This window comes from Burkholderia sp. JKS000303, assembly GCF_002563755.1.
Classification (GTDB): domain Bacteria; phylum Pseudomonadota; class Gammaproteobacteria; order Burkholderiales; family Burkholderiaceae; genus Burkholderia; species Burkholderia anthina_B.
This window is the reverse complement of record NZ_PDBZ01000001.1, coordinates 2,865,744-2,883,057: the sequence shown is the minus strand read 5'-3', so window position 1 is coordinate 2,883,057 and position 17,314 is coordinate 2,865,744. Positions and strand designations below refer to the sequence as shown.

General features: G+C 66.4%; 14 protein-coding genes. 2 read left to right on the top strand and 12 right to left on the bottom strand.

Going from position 1 to position 17,314, the window contains the following annotated elements:
• Positions 1-20: 20 nt before the first annotated feature.
• Positions 21-1,556, bottom strand: a complete 1,536-nt coding sequence (gene betC, locus BX604_RS13775; RefSeq protein WP_098551274.1) for a choline-sulfatase — start codon at positions 1,554-1,556, stop codon at positions 21-23.
• Positions 1,557-1,758: 202 nt separating this feature from the next.
• On the opposite strand from betC, the gene BX604_RS13765 reads away from it, so the two are divergent.
• Both BX604_RS13765 and purU read left to right on the top strand, forming a co-directional pair.
• The gene (locus BX604_RS13765; protein ID WP_098551273.1) at positions 1,759-2,685 is read left to right on the top strand and encodes a choline sulfate utilization transcriptional regulator; all 927 of its coding nucleotides are present in this window, start codon (positions 1,759-1,761) and stop codon (positions 2,683-2,685) included.
• A 205-nt stretch (positions 2,686-2,890) separates the two neighbouring features.
• Positions 2,891-3,778, top strand: coding sequence for a formyltetrahydrofolate deformylase (gene purU / locus BX604_RS13760; RefSeq protein ID WP_098551272.1), 888 nt, complete (start codon positions 2,891-2,893; stop codon positions 3,776-3,778).
• A 124-nt stretch (positions 3,779-3,902) separates the two neighbouring features.
• Here the strand turns inward: purU and BX604_RS39570 are convergent, their stop codons facing one another.
• The 11 genes from BX604_RS39570 to BX604_RS13710 form a co-directional block, all read right to left on the bottom strand.
• Positions 3,903-4,037 carry a hypothetical protein gene (locus BX604_RS39570; RefSeq protein WP_257146306.1) on the bottom strand — a complete coding sequence of 45 codons (135 nt, stop codon included), beginning with the start codon at positions 4,035-4,037 and terminating at the stop codon, positions 3,903-3,905.
• 300 nt (positions 4,038-4,337) lie between these two features.
• Positions 4,338-5,993 carry an APC family permease gene (locus BX604_RS13755; protein ID WP_098551271.1) on the bottom strand — a complete coding sequence of 552 codons (1,656 nt, stop codon included), beginning with the start codon at positions 5,991-5,993 and terminating at the stop codon, positions 4,338-4,340.
• A gap of 178 nt (positions 5,994-6,171) precedes the next feature.
• Positions 6,172-7,035, bottom strand: coding sequence for a glycine betaine ABC transporter substrate-binding protein (locus BX604_RS13750; RefSeq protein ID WP_098551270.1), 864 nt, complete (start codon positions 7,033-7,035; stop codon positions 6,172-6,174).
• Between the two features lie 131 nt (positions 7,036-7,166).
• Entirely contained in the window at positions 7,167-8,315 is a 1,149-nt protein-coding gene (locus BX604_RS13745) for a hybrid-cluster NAD(P)-dependent oxidoreductase (RefSeq protein WP_098551269.1), read from the bottom strand.
• Between the two features lie 30 nt (positions 8,316-8,345).
• Positions 8,346-9,587 (bottom strand): aromatic ring-hydroxylating oxygenase subunit alpha, encoded by a 1,242-nt coding sequence (locus BX604_RS13740; protein WP_098551268.1) that lies wholly within the window; start codon positions 9,585-9,587, stop codon positions 8,346-8,348.
• Positions 9,588-9,640: 53 nt separating this feature from the next.
• Positions 9,641-10,426 carry an electron transfer flavoprotein subunit beta/FixA family protein gene (locus tag BX604_RS13735; RefSeq protein WP_098551267.1) on the bottom strand — a complete coding sequence of 262 codons (786 nt, stop codon included), beginning with the start codon at positions 10,424-10,426 and terminating at the stop codon, positions 9,641-9,643.
• Positions 10,423-11,589, bottom strand: coding sequence for an electron transfer flavoprotein subunit alpha/FixB family protein (locus BX604_RS13730; protein WP_098551266.1), 1,167 nt, complete (start codon positions 11,587-11,589; stop codon positions 10,423-10,425). Before BX604_RS13730 ends, BX604_RS13735 begins: the two co-directional genes overlap by 4 nt.
• 4 nt (positions 11,590-11,593) lie before the next feature.
• Positions 11,594-13,519: a (Fe-S)-binding protein gene (locus BX604_RS13725; protein WP_098551265.1), complete on the bottom strand. Its 1,926-nt coding sequence runs from the start codon at positions 13,517-13,519 to the stop codon at positions 11,594-11,596.
• A gap of 2 nt (positions 13,520-13,521) precedes the next feature.
• Entirely contained in the window at positions 13,522-15,585 is a 2,064-nt protein-coding gene (locus BX604_RS13720) for an NADH:flavin oxidoreductase (protein WP_098551264.1), read from the bottom strand.
• Between the two features lie 74 nt (positions 15,586-15,659).
• A complete protein-coding gene (locus tag BX604_RS13715) occupies positions 15,660-16,193 on the bottom strand; it encodes a DUF5943 domain-containing protein (RefSeq protein WP_098551263.1) in 534 nt (177 codons plus the stop codon).
• A gap of 137 nt (positions 16,194-16,330) precedes the next feature.
• Complete coding sequence (locus BX604_RS13710) at positions 16,331-17,302, bottom strand: dipeptidase (protein WP_098551262.1); 972 nt, start codon at positions 17,300-17,302, stop codon at positions 16,331-16,333.
• Positions 17,303-17,314 lie beyond the last annotated feature (12 nt).

The window sequence follows — 17,314 nt, the reverse complement described above, 5'->3', positions numbered from 1 at the left end:
ATGTCCGCGATGCGGACCATTCAGCGCCCGACGCGCGGAAAGCGCGCCATCGCTTCGAGCGTGTCGAGTTCGATGTGATTGCGCATGTAGCGCTGGGTCGCATCGGTGAACGGCTGCCAGTCCCACGCCTGGATGCGGCCCTGCGTCGTCGCGGCGTAATGGAACCGGCGTCGCCGCTGGCTGGCGCGCACCTGGGCGTCGAGCTCTGGCAGGTTCCAGCGCTGCGCGGCCTCGGCGCGGAATGCGGCGAGCAGGTCGGCCGCTTCGGGCGTTCCGGCCAGGTTGGTGCGCTCACGCGGATCGTCGGCGAGGTTGTAGAGCTGGTCGGGATCGGCCGGGCAATGCACGTACTTCCAGTCGCCGCGGCGGATCATCACGACCGGTGCGATCGCCCCTTCCGCGAGGTATTCGCCGAGCGCGACGTCGTGCGCAGGCGTGCCATGCAGATGCGGCACGAGGCTTGCGCCGTCGACCGGGTCGGGCCAGCCGCCGGCCGGCGCGGCGCCGGCCAGGTCGACGAGCGTCGGCAGCAGATCGACGTGCGACACGGGCCCGCGCACGCGCGCCGCATCGAAGCGGTTCGGCGCGTGGACGATCAGCGGCACGCGGCAGCCGCCTTCGAAGAACGTCATCTTGTACCAGAGCCCGCGCTCGCCGAGCATGTCGCCATGGTCGGACGTGACGATCACGATCGTGTCGTCGGCGAACCCGCATTGCTCGAGCGCGGCCAGCACGCTGCCGAACTGCGCGTCGACGTAGGACGTCGCGCCGTAGTACGCATGGCGTGCGGCGCGGATCTGCGCGTCGGTGGGCGGCGTGCGGTCGGTTTCGCTGACGAAGCGCAGCCGCTGCGAATGCGGGTCGCTCTCTGCCGCATCGAGCCGCACGGCCGGCATGTCGATGTCTTCGTCGCGGTACAGATCCCAGTATTCGCGCGTGATCGCATACGGATCGTGCGGATGCGTCAGCGACACGACCATGCAGAACGGCCGCTCGTCGTGCCCGGCCGCGCGCTCGCGCGCGACGTCGTACAGCTTCTGCTTCGCGGCGAACGTGACTTCGTCGTCGAAGTCGAGCTGGTTCGTGCGCACGCACGGGCCGGCCTCGAGCACCGAGCTCATGTTGTGATACCAGCTCGGCCGCTCGGTCGGCTGATCCCAGTCCGGCACCCAGCCGAAGTCCGCCGGATAGATGTCGGTCGTGAGCCGCTCCTCGAAGCCGTGCAGCTGGTCGGGGCCGCAGAAGTGCATCTTGCCGGACAGCATCGTCCGGTAGCCGCCCGCGCGCAGGTAGTGCGCGAACGTCAGCGTTTGCGCCGGTAATTCGGCGGCGTTATCGTAGGCACCGATACCCGACGGCAGCTTGCCGGTCAGCAACGAGAAGCGCGACGGCGCGCACAGCGGGCTCGCGCAGTATGCGGCGTCGAACACCACGCCTTGCGCGGCCAGGCGGTCGAGCGTCGGCGTGCGCGCGACGCGGTTGCCGTAGGCCGGCAACGCGAACGGCGTGAGCTGGTCGGCCATCAGGATCAGGATGTTGGGAGTCGGGTTCGTCATCGGCGGTCGTGGTGAAATCGGTGTTCGAACGGAACGGCGCGACGCTCGAACGGCGACGCAGCCGGCATGACGGACGCAGCGTGAAGAAAGTGCCGCGCGCACCGGCCGCGACTGGCTAGAATCGCGGAGGGCCTGGCACGGCGCCGTGCCGTCCGAAGCACTATCTCCCGCCCGAATTCTCGTGGGAAGGCGTCCTCCCCTTATGGGGCCATTAGAGAGACTTATGTCGAAACCCGAAGCGTTACCGTCGATGCAGGCGCTGCGCGCGTTCGAATCGGCCGCCCGTCTCGCGAGCTTCACGGCCGCCGCGCGCGAGCTGGGCTCGACGCAGCCGGCCGTGAGCCAGCAGGTGTTCCAGCTGGAGGCGGAGCTCGGCGTGCCGCTGTTCGAGCGCAGCCCGCGCGGCGTCACGCTGACGACCGACGGCCAGTGCCTGTACGAAGCGGTGCGGCACAGCCTCGACACGCTGCGCGGCGCCACCGCGACGCTGCGCGCGCGCCGCGAGCATGGCGCGCTCACGATCGTCACGGATTTCGGGTTCGCCACCTACTGGCTGATGCCACGCCTGGCCGGCCTGAAGCACGTGATGCCGGATGTCGACGTGCGGGTCGTCACGTCGCAGGACTACGACGCGCAGCGCGACCATGCCGACATCGCGATCCTGTTCGGCGACGGCCACTGGCCGTCGTGCACGGCCGCGCGACTCTTTCCGGAATCGGTCACGCCCGTCTGCTCGCCGGCGTTTCGCGCCGCGCACCCGCACGTCGCGCGGCCCGACCACCTGCATGCGCTGCCGCTGCTGCACGTGCAGCCGACCCGCCCCGAGCGCTGGCTGTCGTGGACCGGCTGGTTCGACGCGCACGGTCTCGATGCGCCGGCCGCCGCGCGCGGCGTGACGTTCAACAGCTATGCGCTGGTGATCCACGCGGCGCTGCTCGGCGAAGGCGTCGCGCTCGGCTGGTCGCCGCTCGTCGACGAGCTCGTCGCGTCCGGGCAACTGGTGAAACTCGTCGACGCGCCGGTCGTCACGTCGCGCGGCTACTTCCTCGTGCGGCCGCCGCAGCGGCCCGAGCCGGACGCGACCCACGTGTTCCGGCGCTGGCTGCTCGACGCGTGCGCGCCGGCGTGACGGGCCGCCCGGGGGCCTGAAAACCGCCGCCTCGCCGGCTGCGCGGCGTGCGCCCGTGCTGGCGTACCGATACCAGCCACACGGCGCGTTGGTTCTATCCGCGCAAAAATCGTCCTGATTTACTTGAGTCTCCCGCTACCCGCGTCGCGCGGCGCCCCGGTGCGCCGCCGCGCGGGTTCGCGCCCCATGACACCCGAGGAATCTCATGACTGCCGACCCACGCCCCGATCAATTCGTCCTGACGCTGTCGTGCCCGAGCGCGGCCGGTCAGGTCGCCGCCGTCGTCGGCTTTCTCGAACGCCATCGCTGCTACGTCGACGCGCTGAACGTGTTCGACGACGACCTCAGCAACCACTTCTTCGTGCGCTGCGTGTTTCATCCGACGGATGAGACGCTGCAGATCGACGCGCTGCGCCAGGAGTTCGAGCCGATCGCAGCCACGCTCGGCGGCGACGCCGAAGGTGCTGCGCAGTGGGCGATCCACGACGTGAACGCGCGCCCGAAGGTGCTGATCATGGTGTCGAAGCTCGAACACTGCCTCGCGGACCTGCTGTTCCGCTGGCGGATGGGCGAACTGAAGATGGACATCGTCGGCATCGTGTCGAACCATCCGGACTTCGAACCGCTCGCCGCGCAGCACGGGCTGCCGTTCCGGCACTTCCCGATCACGGCCGACACCAAGGCGCAGCAGGAAGCGCAGTGGCTCGACTTCTTCGAGTCGAGCGGCGCCGAACTCGTGATCCTCGCGCGCTACATGCAGGTGCTGTCGCAGGAAACGAGCGCGAAGCTCGCGAACCGCGCGATCAACATCCATCATTCGTTCCTGCCCGGCTTCAAGGGCGCGAAGCCGTATCACCAGGCGCATGCGCGCGGCGTGAAGCTGATCGGCGCGACCGCGCATTTCGTGACCGACGATCTCGACGAAGGCCCGATCATCGAACAGGTGGTCGAGCGGGTCGATCACGCGCTGCGTCCGGAGCAACTGCTCGCGGTGGGGCGTGACGTCGAATCCATCACGCTCGCGCGGGCGGTGAAGGCGTTCATCGAGCGGCGGGTGTTCCTGAACGGCGACCGGACGGTGGTGTTTCCGTAAACGGGCGACGCCGGCGGATGGATCTCGGCCGGGACGTTCCGCCACGCGTGGCAACGGGATCCGGCCGCTTGCCGGGCACGGGTTCGCGCGTGTCGCGCCCCGGCCCGTCAAGCACGGACGCGCGTCAGTATTTCGACGGATCGAATCCGGGAAACTGCTCGCGCGCTTCTTCGGGCGACAGGTAGTACACCCCGTGATCGAGCGCAATCGTCTTGATCAACTGGCCACAGGTACGGCATCGATGAAGTTCGGATTGCATCGTTTCGTTCACCGCGACCTCCGCGTAGTTCGACGTAGGTACGGGAAACTTCAGGCATTCGGGACACGACATTAATATCTCCTGACGGGAGTCCGGCTCCCGCCCGCGTCCCTCTCGAAGCATACCGATCCGGGTGGCGCCGGCTTGCCGCCCTCCGTCACGACAATGGCGCCGAGGACAACGGCGCCGGAACAGCGGCGGCATGCCAGGGCGGCATCGCCTTTACCCGAAGTGCCGCGCCGCGCAACGACCCCGTGTGCGGTTTCCGGGGTCCTCACGCGACGAGCAAGGGCTATGTGCTCACTTCACCCATGCCAGGTAATGCGACAACCAGATCGTGAGCCCCGCTGCGATCAGCGCCAGGTACGGCATCAGGTTCAGCCACATCGGGCGCTTCGGCACTTCGAGTTCCATGTCGCGCTGCATCTGCGCGGGGAAACGGCCGCGATCCTGCCAGTAGTGGCGGAACAGGAACACCGGCACGATCAGCAGCATCGCGATCAGCCCGTTGCGCAGCGTGCCTTCGCCCTGCAGGTTCGCACCCGCGCCGACGTAGACGAGGTTCGCATAGCCGCAGATCGAACCCGCGACGAGCAGCCACGTCGGGCAGCGGAACGGCCGATCCCAGTTGCCGCGATCCATCCGGTGGATCCAGCCCGACTGAAGATTCAGGAATACGAACAACATGTAGCAGACGTTCGAGATCGACAGCACCGTCATGTAGTCCGACATCATCAGCAACACGAGGTTGAAGCCGAGATCGGTCCACATCGCGCGCGTGGGCGAGCCGTGCTCGTTCACGTGCGACAGGTACTTCGGCAGCCAGCCGTCTACCGATGCCTGGTACAGCGTGCGCGACGAGCCCATCATCGACGTCATCACGATCAGCAGGATCGACAGCATCAGCATCACGACGACCGCATTCGCCACCCACGCGCCGCCGCCGACGATCTTCGCCATCGCGGCCGCGACACCGGTGCCGTCGCCGATCGACGGATCGAGCATCGCCTGCGTGCCGAGCGCACCCTGGAACGCCATCGGCACGAGCGTCATCACGACCAGACACAGCGCGCCCGACCAGAAGATCGCCTTCGCGGTGTCGCGGCGCGGATCGCGGAATTCGCGCGTGTAGCAGACGGCCGTCTCGAAGCCGTACGACGCCCAGCCCGCCATGAACATCGCGCCGAGCGCCATCGTGACACCCTGCCCGTTCCACGAGCCGAACGTCGCGGTCGTGAGATTGCCGTGCGCGTCGTGACCGAGCGGCAGCAGCGGGAGCAGGTTCGACATCGGCACATCACCGGTGATGAACGGAACGATGCCGACGATCAGCAACGGCGTGAGCGATGCAATGCCGAGAATGCGCTGCGTACGTGCAGCCTTCGACGCACCGCTGTGCTGAAGCTTGAACGTGATGAGAAGCAGAATCGTCGCGATGATGAACGTCGCGTTGATTCGCAAGGACAGACCCGGCTTGATGAAACCGAGATCCGCAATCTTGAACTGCCAGTGCAGCACCGCCGCATTGGCGGGAAAGAGACTCGTGAGCGCATAGCTCGCGGCGAGGCCGCAACCGAGCGCGAGCATCGGCGACCACGCGAGCCAGTTGCACCACACGGAAACCGGGGCAATCAGCTTGCTGTAACGGACCCAGCCGATCGCGCCATACACCGACGCGCCGCCCGATTTATGGGGAAATAGTCCCGATATTTCCGCATAAGTCGCGCTCTGGATCAGCCCCATCGTGATCGCGGCGATCCAGATCGCCCACGCAGGCTGGCCGATCGTCGCACAGACTCCGCCGATCGTGAACAGCACGCCAGCCGGCACGCCGCTCGTCACCCAAAATGCATCCTTCCAAGTCAGGCCACGATGCAGCGTGTGGCCCGTCGAATCATGTGAGATGGTAGTTCCAACATCACTGGTGCGGTTCGCACGCAGTCCTGCCTGACTCATCCAATTCCTCCTGTGATGACTCCGCACAAGGGCCGTAGTGTAACAACTTACGCGCTTTTTTGCAGAATCAGTAAAAGAAAACCGGGATATGCACGCATCGAATCACGATTGTTTCGGATTCCTGCGTGCTACTCCCGGCATGTTGTTATGGTGTTGTGTGTGGCGAATCGCCGCGGGCTTATTGCGCGCCGTCAGTCCACGAATTCACGCGGTCCGCATGCGCTGCAATCCATGCATCGGCGGCCGCTTCCGGCTTCGAACCGTTCTGGATCGCGAGCATCACGCTGTCGATTTCGCCCGGCTTCCACTGGAATTTCTTCAGGAACGCGACGACCGGCTTCGCCTTCGTTTCGAGCTGCGGATTCACGACGTTGTCGACGTGTTCCGCGCCGCCGAACACCTTCTTCGGATCCTCGAGGAAACGCAGCTTCCACTTCGCGAACATCCAGTGCGGCGCCCAGCCGGTCACGATCACCGGCTTGTTCGAGCCGACGGAGCGCGCCAGCTCGGCCGTCATCGCACCGCCCGAACTCGGCATCAGCGTGTAGTTCAGGCCGTAGCTCTTGATCGCATCGTCGGTCTTGCGCATCACGCCCGCGCCCGCGTCGATGCCGACGATGCGGCCGCCAAAGTCACTCTTCTCCGCGTTCAGATCGTCGATGCTCTTCGCCTTCACGTAATCGGGAACGATCAGGCCGATCTTCGCGTCGGGAAAGTTCGCGCCGAGGTCGACGACCTTCGCCTTGTATTCGCCCCAGTACGAGCCGTGCGTGACGGGCAACCATGCGGACAGCGTCGCATCGAGGTCGCCGCGTGCCACGCCCTGCCACATGATCCCGGCCGCGACCGGCACGAGCTGGACCTGGTAGCCGAGCTTCTTCTCGATCACGCGCGCGGCGACGTTCGACGTCGCGACGCTGTCGTCCCAGCCTTCGACGTAGCCGATCTTCAACGTCGGTTTCGTGTCGGCGAGCGCCGACGCGCTCAGTGCCACCATCGCCGACAGTGCGCCGGTCCACAACAGTTTTCCGAACAGCTTCATGGTCGATCTCCTTGATATGCGCACACCGCGCGTTGTCTCTCTAGGTTCTTCAACCACAATTCGGCGATCCGGCCGGTTTGCGACGGATGCTTGTCCGGAGGCGACGCCTCCGGACCGACCGATAGCTTCTTTTACTTGTCGACCACGAGATCCGACAGCGGCTTGCTGCAGCACAGCAGCACCATGCCCTGGTCGATCTCGCGCTGGCGAATGCCGCCGTTGTGCTTCATCTCCACTTGCCCCGACACGAGCTTCACCTTGCAGGTGCCGCACATGCCCTGCGTGCACGAAGCGGGAAGCCGCACGCCCGACTGGCGCGCCGCGTCGAGCACGTGCTGCCCGGAGCCGCACGAGATCTCGCGATTGCTCTTCGCGAAGCTGACCGTGTACTGCTTGGTCGCAACGTCGACGCCGTCGGCTGCCGGCACGAGTTCGGCGAGCACTTCGTCGCTCGCGGTCTGCGCGAGCGTTTCGAACGAGAAGCTTTCCTCGTGATACTGCTTCTGATCGAAACCGGCCTCTTCGAGCAGGTCGCGCACGGCCTTCATGTACGGCGCGGGGCCGCACGTGAAGATCTCGCGCTCCATGAAGTCGGGGGCGATCAGCTTGAGCAGCGGCAGCGTCAGGAAGCCCGTGACGCCCGGCCAGTTGGTGCGCGCACCGACGCGCTCGACGACGAACGACGTGCGGAAGTTCGTATGGTTCGATGCGATCAGATCGAGTTCGCGCGCGAAGATGATGTCGTCCGGCGTGCGTGCGCTGTGCACGAACAGGATGTCGCGATCCTCGGCGAGATCATGGTGCGCGCGGCTCATCGACATCAGCGGCGTGACACCCGAGCCGGCCGACAGGAACAGGTACTTGCGCGCCGGATGCCGTGCGCACGTGAATTCGCCGGCCGGGCCCAGCACGCGAACCGACGCGCCCGGTTGCAGGTTGTCGTGCAGCCAGTTCGACACCTTGCCGCCCGGCACGCGCTTGACCGTGATCGAGATCGTGTGCGGCCGCGCCGGCGACGACGAGATCGTGTAGCACCGGTTGATCGTCTCGCCTTCGATATCGAGCTCGAGCGTAATGAACTGCCCGGGTTCGAACGAGAACGCACGGCCTTGCGGCGAACGGAAGAAGAAACTCTTCACGTCGTGGGTTTCCTGCCGCACGTGGCAGCACACCAGCGTTTCCTCGACGTCGCTCGTCCAGCGCTCGGGAAGGGCACTCCAGAAAGCCGGGTGCGTTACCCGGCTGTCTGCCGGCTCGAAATTGGCCGCATCTCGCATCATGTCTAACTCCGCTTGCTGTTCCGCTGACGACTACGCGCCGGTTTTTTCGGCGAGCCGGCCGATGTACCAGGCCGAGAATTTTTCGACGAGACCTTCCGTGAACGGCGAGTACGGACCCGGCTCGTATGCGCTGCTGGTCGCGCCGCGCTGCGAGAATTCGACGAGCGCGCGATCCTGGTCGTTGGTCGCGTTCCACACGGCCGTGAGGTTCTTCACGTCGTAGTCGATACCTTCCTTCGCGTCCTTGCTCACGAGCCACTTGGTGCGCACGAGCGTCTTGCCGGCCGACAGCGGAATCACCGAGAACGTCACGATGTGATCGCTCATGAAGTGGTGCCACGAGTTCGGCTGGGTCCAGAACGACAGGCCGCCGAGGTCGGCCTGGTCGAACTGGCCGAGCAGCTTCTTCGACGCGACCTTCGCATCGAGCGTCTGCGATTCGCCATGGCGATCGAGCGGCAGGCGCTGCGTGCGGAAACCCGTCACGTCGGCCAGCTTCTCGATTTCGGCGGACGGCAGGCCCATCTCGGCCCACTCCTGGCCGCGACGCACGCAGGTTTCCGCGAATGCGTCCATGCCTTCGGCGTTCGCGTCCGAGCGCTGGTAGCCGAAGCCGTATTCGTACAGCGAGATCGTCAGCTCCGGATGGTTCGCGACGCAGTGATAGCACTCGCGGTTGTTCTCCATCGTGAGCTTCCAGTTGCCTTCCTCGATGATGTCGATCTGTGCAGCGATCTTCGTGTTCGGCAGATCGTGCGGCAGCAGGTACGGCTCCATCTCGGCGCGCAGCTGCGCGAAGTCGACGGGCGGCTCGTCGGCGAGGCACACGAAGATCAGGCCCGCCAGATTCTGCACGTGCACCGACTTCAGGCTGTGCTTGCAACGGTCGAACTTCTCGCCCATGTGCTCCGCGAACATCAGCTGACCCGTCAGGTTGTAGGTCCAGCTGTGGTACGGGCACACGATGTTGCCGACCGAGCCTTTGTCCTCGTTGCACAGACGCGCGCCGCGGTGGCGGCACACGTTGTGGAACGCGCGGATTTCCATGTCGTCGTCGCGCACGATCAGGATCGAGTCGCTGCCCAGCTCCACGGTCACGTAGTCGCCCGGCTCGGGAATGTCCGGTTCGACCGCCACCTGGATCCAGTGCTGGCGGAAAATCGCCTCCATGTCGAGGGCGAAAATTTCCTCGCTCGTGTAGAACGGCGCCTCGAGGCTGTAGCCTTCCTTGCGTCGCTCGATCAGTGCGCGAATGTCTGCCGATACTTTCATCGTTTGCTCCGGATTCCTTGCATCCCTGGGTGGTTGCCGACAGGCATCAAAATTCAGTAGTCGATGAGTTGATGCTCGCGCAAATACGCGAGGATCACTTGTGCTTTTTCGACTGAACTCCCTTCATTTACGACGTTGCCGCCGCGGCTTTCGGTCGTCGTCGCGGACAGCATCCGCGCATGCCCGGAGCGCTTCTCGGCAGCCACGAGCTTTACGGGTTTACGCTCGATCGGACCGACCCGCCACGCACCGGCATCGGCATCCGCGCCGGTCGCCGTGAGCGCCGGACGGATCGCGCCGGCCCGCAGCCGCGCATACGCATAGCGCGGCTGCGCGTTGGCGAGCGGATGCACCGCGACGACGGCCGGCAGCGCCGCGTCGACGCGGCGCCGCAGCCCTTTCGGCAGGAACTGCCGCACGGTCGCGCGGCCGCCTTCGACCGTCACGTCGACGGCCGAGCCGACGAGCGGATAGCCGAGCGTCGCGGCGACGCGATACGGCAGCATCCCGGTGTCGTACGCGCCCTCGGCGCGGGTGCCGGTCAGCACGAGGTCGTAATCTTCGACCCGCGCGGCGAGCGCATGCACGGCATCGTCGCTGTCGCGACAGGCCAGCACTTCGACCTGCCTTGCACCGAGCGCGAGATATTCAGCAAGCGCTTCATTCGCGGGGTCGCCCGCATGGATCACATCGAGCTGCGCATGATGCTTCTCCGCGAGCTGGCGGCCGACTTCGAGCGCGGCCGCGTCGTTGCGGCTGTAGCGCGCGGCGCCGCTGACGGGGTGTCGGCCCACGGACACGAGCACCGCGATGCGTTGCAACTGGCGGGGGGCGTTCATGCTGCGACTCCTTCCGTTTCACGGCTGCCGACCGCGGCCGGCGATTGCCCGCGCGACGCGCGCGCGGCCTGCACCTGTTCGATCAGCGCGGCGATGGTCGCCTGCGCGTCGCCCACCACCGTCAGGTTCGCGCGCTTCGCGATCGGCGCGCTGCCGTCGAGGTTCACGGCGATCACGTGGCGGCAGTCCTTGATCCCCTGCAGATGCTGCACCGCGCCGGAGATGCCGAACGCGATGTACACGCTCGCCTCGACCGTCTTGCCGGTCGCCCCCACCTGCTTGTCCCGCGTGAAATGACCGTTGTCGACCGCGACGCGGCTCGCGCCGATCGCCGCGCCGAACGCACCGGCCAGCCGCTCGAACGCGCCGATGTCGGCCACGCCGTTGCCGGCCGACACGATGAAGTCGGCTTCCTCGAGCGCGACCTGCGCCGCGTCGATTTCCTCGAGGCCGAGATCGCGGTACGTCTGCGGCGCGTCGCCGGCCGGGCGGATGAAGTCGGCGGCCAGGCGCTCGCCCGCGCCGACGAACGGCAGTTTCGCTTCGACCGCGTTCTGCGCGAGCAGGATCACGTCGGGCAGCCCGCGCGTCGCGAACGCCCGCCCGGCCTGCGCATACGCGCCCACATGCTTCGCGTCGATCTCGACCACGTGGGTCGCGACGCTCGCGCCGGCGGCCGCCGCGTAACGCCGGCCGAGATCGCCGTCGCCGGTCGCGTTGTCGGGCACGAACACGTGCTTCGGCGCGAGTGCCGTCGCGCATGCCAGCAACGCTTGCAATTCGCTTTCAGGCGCAAACGCGCGACGGTCGAAGTCGGCCAGCTCGATCAGCTTGTCGACGCCGAGCTCCGCGGCGTCGTCCTTCAGTTCGCCGAACGCCAGCAATGCGACTTCCGTCTGCGCGTCGGCGAGCACCGCGGCGGCGGCGATCGCCTGCCGCGTGTGATCGTCGAGCGCGCCGCGCTCGGTGTGCGCGACCACCAGCATCACGTGCTTCGGATCCTGCACCGCGCGGCGCGGCTTCGCCGCCGCGCCGTGACCGTGCGCGGACCACTGCGCGGCGTTCGCATCGGCGCTGCCTTCCTCGCCGAGCGTGATGCGCTTCAGGCCCTCGGCCGTGATGATGAACGGCCGGCGCGGATCGATTCGTTTGATCGTGTTCATCGATTCACTCCAGCGAAGCGGCAACGAGTTCGGCCACGTCGAGCACGTCGGGGCGCGGGCCCACGACGCCTTCGAGCATCGCCGTGCAGTTCGGGCAACCGACCGCGACCACGTCCGCGCCGATCTCGCGCGCGTCGGCGATACGGATGTCGGGAATCCGCTGCTTGCCCGGGATGTCGGTCAGCGGCGCACCGCCGCCACCGCCGCAGCAGCGGCCGCGCATGCCGTTGCGCTCCATCTCGACGACCTGGATGCCGATCTTCTTCAGCAGCTTGCGCGGCGATTCCGTTTCGCCGTTGTAGCGGCCGAGGTAGCACGGGTCGTGATACGTGGTGCGCTTCTCGCGCAGCGCGTCGACGGCTTTCGGTGCGATCTTGCCGCTGTCGGCCAGCTCCGCCATGTAGGTCGTGTGATGCTTGACCGTCACGCGCAGCCCGAGCGCGCGGTATTCGTTGCGCAGGCTGTGCATCACGTGCGGGTCGGCCGTCACGATCTGCTTGTACGACAGCGGGCCGAGCGTCGCGATCAGGCGCTTCGCCATCTGCTGGAACGTCGCTTCGTCGCCGAGGCGGCGGGCCACGTCGCCGGTATCGGTCTCGGCCCCGCCGAGCACCGCGTAGTCGACGCCGGCCTTGTTCAGCACCGTGACGAACGCACGCAGCGTGCGCTGGTAGCGCATGTCGAACGCGCCTTCGCCTGCGACGAACAGCACGTCGACCGGCTTGCCGGCTTGCGCGACGGGTGCGTTCAGGTCGACCGACCAGTCATAGCGCGCGGTCGTGTCGTAGCCGCCCATCGTGCCGGTCTCGCGCAGATTCGCCAGCACTTCCTGGCCCTTGCCCGGCACCGTGCCGTGCACCAGCGTGCGGTTGCGGCGCATGTCGACGATCGCGTCGACGTGCTCGATCAGCATCGGGCATTCCTGCACGCACGCACGGCAGGTCGTGCACGACCACAAGGTCTGCTCTTCGATCAGGCCGGACACGATCGGGCCGTTCGGCTCGCCGCGATGCTGGCCGACCGCGAGGCCCGGCGTCGGGCTGCCGGCGTACGCGGCATCGGTGCCGCCCGCCATCCCGACGACGAGATCCTGGATCAGTTTCTTCGGGTTCAGCGGCTGGCCCGACGCGAACGCGGGGCACGCGGCTTCGCACTTGCCGCACTGCACGCAGGCGTCGAAGCTCAGCAGCTGGTTCCAGCGGAATTCGACCGGCTTCGCGACGCCGTACTCCTCGTGCGCGATGTCCGGCAGCTTCAGCGCGGTCGGCGGCGTGGCCGTGCCGTTACCCGTGAACGCATCGCGGGTCGCCGCGAAACGCTCCTGGCGCGGGTGGAACGCGAGATGCAGCAGGCCGGCGATCGCATGCTTCATCGGGCCGCCCTTCGCGGCACCGACGGTCATCGTGAATGCGCCCGCGCCGATCAGCAGCGCGCAGAGCACCGCGAACGCACCCGACATCGCACGCGTCGGCACCACCATGAACAGCACGAGGCCGAGCGCGAACGAACCGAGCAGCCACGGCAGCGCATTCCACGGGCCGCGCGACAGGCGTGCGGGCACGTCCTTCGCCGCACGGCGGCGCCACACGAACACCACGCCGACGAGCATCGCGAGCGCCGCGAGGAAGATCAGCTTGTCGAGCCACGGCGAGTAGATCGCGAGGCCGTAGTTGACGAACACCAGCGCGAGCGCGGCGATCGCGCCGCCCGCGGTCGCCACGTGGGTCTTCGCGATGTACGGATCGCGGGCCACCACGTGGTGCAGGTCGACGAAGTAGCGTTTCGGAATCGCGAACAGGTTCGCGACACCGAACGAGCCGGGTGCAGTGGCGCGCCCGAGACGCCAGTAGGACGAGCGCTTCGCGACCGCGAACGCGAGCCCCGCCACCGACAGCCACAGCAGCGCGGTAATGAGGAAAGCCGGATTCATCTTTAGAAATCCTTCACGAGACGCAGCGAGTCGTAGATCGCACCGTGGACGTTGTGCATCGAGATGCAGTCGCCGACACGGAACAGCAGGAAGCGGCCGTTGCCGAGTTCTTCCGACAGGCACGGCTGCGGCTCGGCCGCAAACAGCGTGTGCGGATCGATCTGGCCGCGGTTCACCGATTCAGGCTTGAGCTTCCAGTACAGCGCGTCGTTCGGCGACGAACCGTTCTCGATCACGACCTGGTCGACCGCACGTTCTTCCAGCTCCTCGGTGTATTCGTTGCGCAGCACGGCGATCTTCTTGCCGTCCTCCTCGTACACGCGGTCGAGCATGGTGTTCGGCGTCGGGATCACGCCGAGTGCGTACAGGCGGCGGTAGAAGATCGGGAACGTCGTGCCGCCGCAATCGTCGGCCACCTTCACGTCGGGCGTCACGACCTCGACCTTCGAGCCGCGGCTCGCCATGAAGTCGGCCACGCCGGCGCCCGCATGGGTGCTCACGCCGTCGAACAGCAGCACGTTCTGCTTCGGCTCGACCTTGCCGGTCAGGATGTCCCACGAGCTGACGGCGAGACCTTCTTCCACGCCCCAGCCGGGCACCTGCCACGTGAAGCTCGACCCGCCGGTGGCGAGCACGACGATGTCCGGCTTCTCGGCCATGATCATCTTCTCGTCGGCCGCGACGCCGAGGCGGCGATCGACGCCCAGGCGCTTGGTTTCCATGTCGAACCAGCGGATGATCCCCGACATCTGTTCGCGCTGCGGCGCCTTCGCGGCGATCATCACCTGACCGCCCACTTCCGCATTCTTTTCGAACAGCACCACGTCGTGGCCGCGCAGCTTCGCGACGCGGGCCGCCTCGAGCCCTGCGGGGCCCGCGCCGACCACCACCACCTTGCGCTTCGGACCGCGCGACTTCTCGATGATGTGCGGCATCGTCGCTTCGCGCGACGTGGCCGCGTTCTGGATGCACAGCACGTCGAGGCCGTTGTACTGGCGGTCGATGCAGTAGTTCGCGCCGACGCACTGCTTGATTTCGTCTTCGCGGCCGTCGCGGATCTTGATCACCATGTGCGGATCGGCGATCTGCGCGCGCGTCATGCCGACCAGGTCGATCATGCCGTTCGCGAGCAGGCGCTCGGCCTGGCCCGCATCGCGGATGCTCTGCGCATGCATCACCGGGATCTTCACCACCGACTTGATGCCGGCCGCGAGGTGCACGAACGGCTCCGGCGGCAGCGCCATCGGCGGCATGCAGTTGGCGATCGTGTTGTGGGTGTCGCCACCCGAGCCGACCACGCTCAGGTAGTCGACCAGGCCCGTTTCCGACATCGCCTGCGCGATTTCCTTCAGCGCTTCGTGGTCGAGGCCGTCTTCGTGGAATTCGTCGCCGCACATCCGCAGGCCGACGCAGAAGTCCTTGCCGACCGCCTCGCGCACGGCCGTCAGCACCTCGATGCCGAAGCGCAGACGGTTCTCGAGGCTGCCGCCCCATTCGTCGGTACGATGATTCGAACGCTTGCTCCAGAACTGGTCGATCAGGTGCTGGTGGGCGGCGGAGATTTCGATGCCGTCCATGCCGGCCGCCTTCACACGCTTCGCGGCGGCCGCGAAGTCGCTGATGATGCGGCGGATTTCCTCGATCTCGATGATCTTCGCGTTGCCGCGGTGCACCGGCTCGCGCACGCCCGACGGCGACATCAGGTGCGGCCAGTGCTCGCCGTGGAAGGACGAGCGGCGGCCCATGTGCGTCGCCTGAATCATGATCTTCGCGCCGTGCTTGTGCATCGCATCGGCCAGGCGCGTGAGCGGGTCGATGATCTTGTCGTTCGACAGGTTCACCGACTTCCACCAGCCCTGCGGGCTGTCGATCGACACGGGGCTCGAGCCGCCGCAGATCGCCAGGCCGACGCCACCCTTCGCCTTCTCTTCGTAGTAGCGGATATAGCGGTCGCCCGGCAGGCCGCCCGGCTCGGCATACACCTCCGCGTGCGCGGTGCTGACGATCCGGTTGCGCAGCGTCAACTGGTTCAGCTGCATGGGTTTGAACAGGTGGGGATAACGCATCGCAGGCGACCTCTGGCGTTCGAATGTCTCGTGTTGCGGGTGTTGTTGTGTTGCTGTGTCGTGACGTCAGTGCATCAGTGCGCGATCGGCGACACTTCGAAGACGCAGTGATCGTGGTGCTCGGCCGCACACTGCACTTCCTTCGACCGCGAGCGCGGCGCGCCCTTGCCTTCCGGCGTCGTGTCGTTGACCCAGTCCATCGCGCCGGCGAACCAGCCCGCGAACATGTAGCAGAGCTTGCCTTCCTTGCCCGGCTGCTGGAGCACGAACGACGAGTGGCGCAGTTCGATCCGTGCGTGCGCGCTGGCCGGATCGGCCTCGATGATCGAGAACAGGCCCCAGCCGCGCTGCGACAGGCGCTTCAGGTAGTGCTCGAACACGGCCATGCCGGTCAGGCCGTGCTGCTTCGCTTCCTTGTCGCACCAGTGATACGCCGACTTGTAGCCGGCCTTGTAGAGGATCTCGGCATACGCTTCGACGCCGAGCGCTTCCTCGACGGCGACGTGGTTGTTCGTGAAGAAGTGACGCGGCACGTACAGCATCGGCAGCGCGTCGGTGGTCCAGACGCCGGTATCGGGATCGACGTTGATCGGCAGTTGCGGTTGCATCGTTGTAGCTCCGTGAGGAAAGTGGCCGCGCGGCTCAGGCGCAGGCGCGACATCGTCCGCGTGCCCGCGCGGCAAGCGCGGGCACGTCCCGATTGTTCTCGTGTTGAATGCGGGTGGCGGTTCGGCTCGGCGGGCGCTTATGCGCCCCACACGTCCTTGAACACGCGCACCCAGTTCTCGCCCATGATCTTGCGGATGCGCGACTCCTTCCAGCCGTGGCGTTCCATCGCCGCGGTCAGGTTCGGGAATTCGCCGATCGTGCGGATGCCGTCCGGGTTGATCACCTTGCCGAAGTTCGTCAGCTGGCGATAGCGGCCCTTGTCATGCGTCAGCATGTCGAAGAATTCCTTCGCGAAATCCTGCGTGAAGTCCGTGCCGATGCCGACCGCGTCTTCGCCGATCAGGTTCACGACGTAGTCGATCGCCTCGATGTAGTCGTCGATGTTCGCTTCGATCCCGCGCTTCAGGAACGGCGCGAACATCGTCACGCCGACGAAGCCGCCGGCGTCGGCGATTTCCTTCAGCTGGACGTCGCTCTTGTTGCGCGGATGTTCCTTCAGGCCCGACGGCAGGCAGTGCGAGTAGCACACCGGCTTCTTCGAGAACGCGATCGCTTCGGACGACGTGTTGCCGCCCACGTGCGACAGGTCGACCATGATGCCGACGCGGTTCATCTCGGTGATCACTTCGCGGCCGAAATCCGACAGGCCGCCGTCGCGCTCGTAGCAGCCCGTGCCGACCAGGTTCTGCGTGTTGTAGCAAAGCTGCACGACGCGCACGCCCATGTCGGCGAACGCCTCGATGTAGCCGAGGTTGTCCTCGAACGCATGCGCGTTCTGGAAGCCGAGGATGACGCCGGTCTTGCCTTCCTTCTTCGCGCGGAAGATGTCGTCCGTCGTGCGCACCAGCGTCAGCAGTTCGCCGTTGTCGCGGATCTTCTTCTTCATCACGCCGATGTTGTCGACGGTCTTGGCGAAGTTCTCCCACACCGACACCGTGCAGTTCGCGGCCGTGATGCCGCCCTTGCGCATGTCTTCGAACACCGGCTTCTCGAACTTCGAAATGTTCAGTCCGTCGATGATGATGCTGTCCTGATGCAGCGTGCTCATATCTGCCTCTCG

Coding starts and splice junctions, on each gene's coding strand:
- betC (WP_098551274.1), bottom strand. CDS start 1,556: ATGACGAACCCGACTCCCAACATCCTGATCCTGATGGCCGACCAGCTC.
- purU (WP_098551272.1), top strand. CDS start 2,891: ATGACTGCCGACCCACGCCCCGATCAATTCGTCCTGACGCTGTCGTGC.
- BX604_RS13735 (WP_098551267.1), bottom strand. CDS start 10,426: ATGAACGCCCCCCGCCAGTTGCAACGCATCGCGGTGCTCGTGTCCGTG.
- BX604_RS13730 (WP_098551266.1), bottom strand. CDS start 11,589: ATGAACACGATCAAACGAATCGATCCGCGCCGGCCGTTCATCATCACG.
- BX604_RS13720 (WP_098551264.1), bottom strand. CDS start 15,585: ATGCGTTATCCCCACCTGTTCAAACCCATGCAGCTGAACCAGTTGACG.
- BX604_RS13725 (WP_098551265.1), bottom strand. CDS start 13,519: ATGAATCCGGCTTTCCTCATTACCGCGCTGCTGTGGCTGTCGGTGGCG.
- BX604_RS13755 (WP_098551271.1), bottom strand. CDS start 5,993: ATGAGTCAGGCAGGACTGCGTGCGAACCGCACCAGTGATGTTGGAACT.
- BX604_RS13710 (WP_098551262.1), bottom strand. CDS start 17,302: ATGAGCACGCTGCATCAGGACAGCATCATCATCGACGGACTGAACATT.
- BX604_RS13750 (WP_098551270.1), bottom strand. CDS start 7,035: ATGAAGCTGTTCGGAAAACTGTTGTGGACCGGCGCACTGTCGGCGATG.
- BX604_RS13715 (WP_098551263.1), bottom strand. CDS start 16,193: ATGCAACCGCAACTGCCGATCAACGTCGATCCCGATACCGGCGTCTGG.
- BX604_RS13765 (WP_098551273.1), top strand. CDS start 1,759: ATGGGGCCATTAGAGAGACTTATGTCGAAACCCGAAGCGTTACCGTCG.
- BX604_RS13745 (WP_098551269.1), bottom strand. CDS start 8,315: ATGATGCGAGATGCGGCCAATTTCGAGCCGGCAGACAGCCGGGTAACG.
- BX604_RS13740 (WP_098551268.1), bottom strand. CDS start 9,587: ATGAAAGTATCGGCAGACATTCGCGCACTGATCGAGCGACGCAAGGAA.
- BX604_RS39570 (WP_257146306.1), bottom strand. CDS start 4,037: ATGCAATCCGAACTTCATCGATGCCGTACCTGTGGCCAGTTGATCAAG.